Genomic DNA, 594 nt, shown 5'->3' with positions numbered 1-594 from the left:
GTAATACTTAGCGCTACTCGCAACCATCAGCACGATCAAAAAAGGCTTCCCTCGGGAAGCCTTTTTTACAACAACGAAAGCTAAAAATTATAGCTCAGCGTTGTGGTATACCTGCTGAACGTCGTCGCAGTCATCTAGAAGGTCTAGGAACTTCTGGAATTTCTCTGCGTCTTCACCCGCTACTGGCGTTTGAGTTTGAGGAACGAAAGTGATTTCTTCCACATCAATTGTCAGATCAGGGAATGCTGCGTTTAGCGCTGTTTTCGTTTTGAAGAACTCAGTGTGAGGAGCAAATACTGTGATCACACCATCTTCTAGTTCAACGTCAGTTACGTCTACGTCTTCCATCATTAGCGTTTCAAGAATCACTTCATCGTCTTCGCCTTTGAATTGGAATACCGCTTGGTGATCGAACATGTGAGACACAGAACCTTCCACACCAATCTTCGCGCCAACTTTTACAAAGCATTGGCGAACATCTTGGAAAGTACGGTTGCCGTTGTCTGTTAGACAGTCGACGATCACGCTTGTGCCACCAGGACCAAAGCCTTCGTAACGTGCAGGTACGTAGTCTTCACCACCGCCGCCGTTTGC

At 46.6% G+C, this 594-nt stretch carries 1 protein-coding gene; it reads right to left on the bottom strand.

Annotated elements, in window-relative coordinates; translation table 11 throughout:
- Window positions 1-87 precede the first annotated feature (87 nt).
- A partial coding sequence (locus R7Q11_RS27825; protein WP_225467193.1) for a YebC/PmpR family DNA-binding transcriptional regulator occupies window positions 88-594 on the bottom strand: 507 nt, incomplete at its 5' end.

The sequence above is a fragment of the Vibrio sp. 970 genome, assembly GCF_033339075.1.
The sequence above is the reverse complement of the archived record's forward strand: the minus strand, read 5'-3'. Positions and strand labels throughout refer to the sequence as shown.